Below are 6,189 nucleotides of genomic sequence, written 5' to 3'. Positions count from 1 at the left end.
GAGCGCTCGCTTCGCGTGCTGGATGGCGCGGTCGCCGTCTTCGACGGCAAGGAGGGCGTGGAACCCCAGTCCGAGACCGTGTGGCGTCAGGCCGACAAGTACGACGTGCCGCGCATCTGCTTCGTCAACAAGATGGACAAGCTCGGCGCCGACTTCTACTACACGGTCGACACCATCGTCAACCGCCTGGGCGCCAAGCCGCTGGTGATCCAGCTCCCGATCGGCGTCGAGAACACTTTCGTCGGTGTCGTCGACCTCGTTGAGATGTGCGCGCTGGTGTGGCCGGGCGACTCCAAGGGCGATGTGACCATGGGGGCCAAGTACGAGGTCCAGGAGATCCCCGTGGACCTCCAGGCCAAGGCTGACGAGTACCGCGCGATCCTGCTCGAGACCGTCGCCGAGACGAGCGACGAGCTGCTCGAGAAGTACTTCGCGGGCGAAGAGCTCTCGGTCGCGGAGATCAAGGCCGCCATCCGCAAGCTCACCGTCAACAGCGAGATCTATCCGGTGCTGTGCGGTAGCGCGTTCAAGAACCGCGGCGTGCAGCCGATGCTCGACGCGGTGGTCGACTACCTGCCGTCGCCGCTCGACGTGCCGGCGATCGAGGCCCACGACGTCCGCGACGAGGAGCAGGTCATCCTCCGCCACGCCGACGCCAAGGAGCCCTTCACCGCGCTCGCGTTCAAGGTCGCCGTGCACCCGTTCTTCGGCCGCCTCACCTACGTTCGCGTGTACTCGGGCCAGATCGATTCGGGCGCCCAGGTCATCAACTCGTCCAAGGGCAAGAAGGAGCGCATCGGCAAGATCTTCCAGATGCACTCGAATAAAGAGAACCCGGTCGACAACGTCACTGCGGGCCATATCTACGCGGTCATCGGTCTCAAGGACACGACGACCGGCGACACGCTCTGCGACCCCAACCACCAGGTGGTCCTGGAGTCGATGACCTTCCCCGAGCCCGTCATCGAGGTCGCCATCGAGCCGAAGACCAAGGCCGACCAGGAGAAGCTGGGGACCGCCATCCAGAAGCTCGCCGAGGAGGACCCGACCTTCCGCACCGAGCAGAACCAGGAGACGGGCCAGACCGTCATCAAGGGCATGGGCGAGTTGCATCTCGACATCCTGGTCGACCGGATGCGCCGCGAGTTCAACGTCGAGGCGAACGTCGGCAAGCCCCAGGTGGCCTACCGCGAGACGATCCGCCGCGAGGTCGACAAGTACGACTACACCCACAAGAAGCAGACGGGCGGCTCCGGCCAGTTCGCCAAGGTGCAGATCAAACTCGAGCCGATCGAGGTCACGGCCGAGAAGTCGTACGAGTTCGTCAACGCTGTCACGGGCGGCCGCGTGCCGCGCGAGTACATCCCGTCGGTGGATGCCGGCATCCAGGACGCGATGCAGGTCGGCGTCCTCGCTGGCTTCCCGACAGTGGGCGTCCGGGCGACGCTGCTCGATGGCGCCTACCACGAGGTCGACTCGTCTGAAATGGCGTTCAAGATCGCCGGCTCGATGGCGTACAAGGAGGCGGCGCGCAAGGCGACCCCCGTGCTCCTCGAGCCCCTCATGAGCGTCGAGGTCCGCACCCCCGAGGAGTACATGGGCGACGTCATCGGCGACCTCAACTCCCGTCGCGGTCAGATCCAGTCGATGGAGGACGCGAGCGGCGTCAAAGTCGTGCGCGCCCTCGTCCCCCTGTCGGAGATGTTCGGCTACATCGGCGACCTGAGGTCCAAGACCTCGGGTCGGGCGGTGTACTCGATGACCTTCGAGAGCTACGCCGAGGTGCCGAAGAGCGTCTCCGACGAGATCGTCCAGAAGGCCAAGGGCGAGTGAGTCCAGTCGACTCACTCGCCGACCCCGGGGGCGCGAAGCGGCGCCGGGGTCGGGAGGCCCCGCCCAAATAGTCCGGGTGAAACACGCCCGGCAATATCCCGTAACATGAACCAGTAATCCCCGTAGAAATCCGCGGCGGTGAAGTCCGCCCGCATCTACCTGAGAGTCCCGAGGAGGACCCACAGTGGCCAAGGCCAAGTTCGAGCGGACCAAACCGCACGTCAACATCGGAACGATCGGTCACGTCGACCACGGCAAGACCACGCTGACCGCCGCGATCTCGAAGGTGCTGTCCGAGAAATACCCGTCGGCCGTGAACGTCGCCCGCGACTTCTCGTCGATCGACTCGGCGCCGGAAGAGCGCCAGCGCGGCATCACGATCAATATCTCGCACGTCGAGTACGAGACGCCGAAGCGCCATTACGCGCACGTCGACGCCCCTGGTCACGCCGACTACATCAAGAACATGATCACCGGTGCCGCCCAGATGGACGGCGCGATCCTCGTGGTCGCCGCCACCGACGGCCCGATGGCCCAGACCCGCGAGCATGTGCTGCTCGCCAAGCAGGTCGGCGTCCCGTACCTGCTCGTCGCGCTGAACAAGGCCGACGTCGTCGACGACGAGGAGATCCTGGAGCTCGTCGAGCTCGAGGTCCGCGAGCTGCTCTCGAGCCAGGGCTTCGACGGCGACAACGCTCCGGTCATCCGCGTCTCGGGTCTCAAGGCTCTTGAAGGCGACCCGAAGTGGGTCCAGTCGATCCTCGACCTCATGGAAGCCGTCGACGAGTCGATCCCCGACCCGGTGCGCGACCGCGACAAGCCGTTCCTCATGCCCATCGAGGACGTCTTCACCATCACTGGTCGCGGGACCGTCGTCACCGGCCGTGCCGAGCGCGGCACGCTGCCCCTCAACTCCGAGGTCGAGATCGTCGGCATCCGCCCGACGCAGAAGACCACGGTCACCGGTATCGAGATGTTCCACAAGCAGCTCGACGAGGCGTGGGCCGGCGAGAACTGCGGTCTGCTGCTCCGCGGCACCAAGCGCGAGGACGTCGAACGCGGCCAGGTCGTTGTGAAGCCGGGTTCGGTCACGCCGCACACCGTGTTCGAGGGCACCGCGTACATCCTGTCCAAGGACGAGGGCGGCCGCCACAACCCCTTCTTCACGAACTACCGCCCGCAGTTCTACTTCCGCACGACGGACGTCACTGGCGTCATCACCCTGCCCGAGGGCACCGAGATGGTCATGCCCGGTGACACCACCGAACTGCACGTCGAACTGATCCAGCCGATCGCTATGGAAGACGGCCTCGGCTTCGCGATCCGCGAAGGCGGCCGCACCGTCGGCGCCGGCACGGTGACCAAGATCATCAAGTGACTGGCCGCTGAAAGCGGCGGTCCAGTGGACCGCCGTGTGGCGATGTCACCACCGAAGGCGGGCTGGTCCACCACCTGAAAAGGGGCCGGGATTGATCGAGTCCCGGCCCCTTTCTCGTTTCCTCGAACTTCGGGGTGACCGAAACGCCGACGATTGCCATCGTGCCGTGCGGGCTTATCGAGGAGGATGAGTCGATGACGTCGAACACCGTGACCCAGGACATTCGGGTCGACACCGGCGCGCTCACGCTCGTGGGCGACGCCTGGCATCCTGCCGGGTCGAGCCGCGGGGCGGTGCTGCTGCTGCACGGCGGCGGCCAGCGGAGGTATTCGTGGCGCAACACGGGGTCGCGGCTGGCGACGGTCGGCTGGACGGCCTATGCGTTCGACGCCCGCGGCCACGGCGACAGTGACCGCGCGCCCGATGGCGACTACTCTGCGACGGGGCTCGTCGACGACGCCGTCCACCTCGTCGACTGGATCGGCGAGAAGCCCGTGATGGTCGGCGCCTCGATGGGCGGCTTGACCGCCCTGCTGGCCGAGGGCGAGCGGGGGAATGTCGCGCGGGCGCTCGTGCTCGTCGACGTCGTCGCGCACATGGAGCCGGTGGGGATCGCCCACATCCAGTCGTTCATGGCGAGCGCGCCGGACGGCTTCGCTTCGCTCGAGGAGGCGGCGGACGCGATCGCTGCGTACAACCCGCACCGCCCGCGGCCGCGTTCCGTGGAGGGGCTGCGCAAGAACCTCCGGCTCGAGGATGACGGCCGCTGGCACTGGCACTGGGATCCGGCCTTCCTGCGCGCGGGCAGCGAGCCGGAGCGCGAGGCGCGTCCGGACCGCACCGTCGCCGCGGCGCGGCGCATCACGGTCCCCACTCTGCTGGTCCGTGGCGCCGACTCGGACGTCGTCAGCGAGGGCGGTGCCCGCGAGATGCAGGAGCTCATCCGGCACGCGGAGGTGGTCGAGGTGCCCGCGGCCGGTCACATGATCGCCGGCGATGACAACGACGTCTTCACCGAGCGCCTCAGCGGTTTTCTCGATGAACTCGGCTGAGCGGCGGGGCCTTCGGGCCGCGCCCGGCCGTGTTGCCTAGACTCGGAGGCGTGACCGAAACGCCGGCGATCGCCACCGCACCCCGGCCCCGGACCATCCGGCCCCAGCATGTCGCGCCGGTCGCGCTGAGCGCTGTCGCGGCGGCAACCGGTGGGGTGCTCGTCGGTTCTGACGACGCGGTGACGGGTGTCACACTCGCCTCGCTCGACGTGCGCCCGGGCGATCTGTTCGTCGGCATCCGCGGTGCGAAGCAGCACGGCGCGGCGTTCTCGGCCGACGCCGCCGAACGCGGCGCCATCGCGGTGCTGACGGATTCCGAGGGCGCCGCCTATGCGCAGGCCGCCGGTCTGCCGGCCATCGTCGTGGCATCCCCGCGCGAGGTCCTCGGCGCCGCCTCCGCACTGGTGTACGCCTTCGAGGAAGGGCACCCCGCGCTCTTCGCCGTGACGGGCACGAACGGCAAGACGAGCACCGTCCACCTCCTCGAGGGCATCGCCGCGGCGCTCGGCGAGACGACCGGCCTCAGCTCGACCGCAGAGCGCCGCATCGCGGGCTCGGTCGAGGTCTCGGGGCTGACTACGCCTGAGGCGTCCGATATGCACGCGCTCATCGCCGCGATGCGCGAGCAGAGCGTGACGGTCGCCGCGATCGAGGTGTCGGCGCAGGCGCTGAGCCGCCACCGCGTCGACGGCATCCGTTTCGATGTCGCAGGATTCACGAACCTCAGCCACGACCACTTCGACGACTACGGCGACTTCGAGGTCTACTTCGCGCAGAAGGCGCTGCTCTTCACCCCCGAACGTGCCCGCACGGGGGTCGTCTCGCTCGATTCGAAATGGGGTGCGCAGATCGTGGCCCGCGCCGGCGTCCCGACGACGACGATCGCCTCGCTTCCTGACGTCGGGGCCGACTGGCGGGTGACCACGCTCGAAGTCGCGCGCGAAGGCACCCGGTTCCGCCTCGTCGGCCCCGCCGGAGAGAGCCTGGAGACCGCCATCCCGGCGATCGGCGCGCACCACGCCGCCAACGCCGGTCTCGCCATCGTCATGCTCGTCGCGGGTGGCATCCCGTTCCCGCGCATCGCGGCGGCGATCGGCGGCGGCCGGGAGCTTCCGCCACTGCCGGGGCGCACCGAGAACGTCGCCGGCCCGGGTGCGCCCGCGGTCTTCGTCGACTTCGGCCACAGCCCGGATGCCTTCGCCAAGACGCTCGACGCGGTGCGCGAGGTCACCGCGGGCAAGGTCATCATGGTCTTCGGCGCCGACGGCGACCGCGACAAGACGAAGCGCGCCGACATGGCCGCCGAGGCGGTGCGCCGCAGCGACATCCTCGTCATCACCGACCACCATCCGCGCTTCGAGGATCCGGCGGCGATCCGCAAAGCCCTGGTTCTCGGCGCGATCGAAGCCCGACCGGATGCCGAGATCCACGTCGTCTCGCCGCCGCCCCGGGCGATCCGGGTCGCCGTGAGTCTCGCCGGTCCCGACGACTCGATCCTGTGGGCAGGCCCGGGCCATCAGAACTACCGCGAGATCGAGGGCGTGAAGACCGCCTACTCCGCCCGCGAGGAGGCCCGCCAGGCTCTGGAAGAGCACGGCTACATGGCCAAAAGATGACTCTGCGAACAACGACGCGGTTCGTGACTCGCTCCAGGTAATGGTGCGGCTTCGTCGCCTCACGGTGGTCACCGCCTGCCCAGGCAGACTGCGGTGCGCCGGGCAGGGGCCGACGCACACGACAACCGCCGACACGCCCGAGTTGCACGCACCCATTTCAGTCGCGTAGGCTTATACGGTTCAACACTCCGGCCTTCGAGTCGGATCACTGCCAGGCAGTGCATAGCCCTTCCTTCTTCGGAGTCAGGCTAGGCCGCAGGCAGCAGGACATCGCTCAAGCCGACATCAGATCGAGCGCAGGTGATCTGCG

Annotated in this window: 4 protein-coding genes; all 4 read left to right on the top strand. The window is 68.1% G+C overall.

Annotation, left to right across the window (positions count from 1 at the left end; translation table 11 throughout):
• Positions 1–1,833 (top strand): elongation factor G (fusA, locus tag M7D61_RS07100; protein ID WP_298228956.1); only part of this gene is annotated, 1,833 nt, incomplete at its 5' end.
• Positions 1,834–2,017: 184 nt separating this feature from the next.
• Positions 2,018–3,211 (top strand): elongation factor Tu, encoded by a 1,194-nt coding sequence (tuf, locus tag M7D61_RS07095; protein WP_298228954.1) that lies wholly within the window; start codon positions 2,018–2,020, stop codon positions 3,209–3,211.
• A 194-nt stretch (positions 3,212–3,405) separates the two neighbouring features.
• Positions 3,406–4,263 carry an alpha/beta hydrolase gene (locus tag M7D61_RS07090; RefSeq protein ID WP_298228952.1) on the top strand — a complete coding sequence of 286 codons (858 nt, stop codon included), beginning with the start codon at positions 3,406–3,408 and terminating at the stop codon, positions 4,261–4,263.
• 50 nt (positions 4,264–4,313) lie between these two features.
• The gene (locus M7D61_RS07085; protein WP_298228950.1) at positions 4,314–5,879 is read left to right on the top strand and encodes a UDP-N-acetylmuramoyl-L-alanyl-D-glutamate--2,6-diaminopimelate ligase; all 1,566 of its coding nucleotides are present in this window, start codon (positions 4,314–4,316) and stop codon (positions 5,877–5,879) included.
• Positions 5,880–6,189: the final 310 nt, after the last annotated feature.

Source organism: Gryllotalpicola sp. (assembly GCF_027352875.1).
In the GTDB taxonomy this organism is placed as follows: domain Bacteria; phylum Actinomycetota; class Actinomycetes; order Actinomycetales; family Microbacteriaceae; genus Gryllotalpicola.
This window is presented reverse-complemented; position numbering and strand designations above follow the sequence as displayed.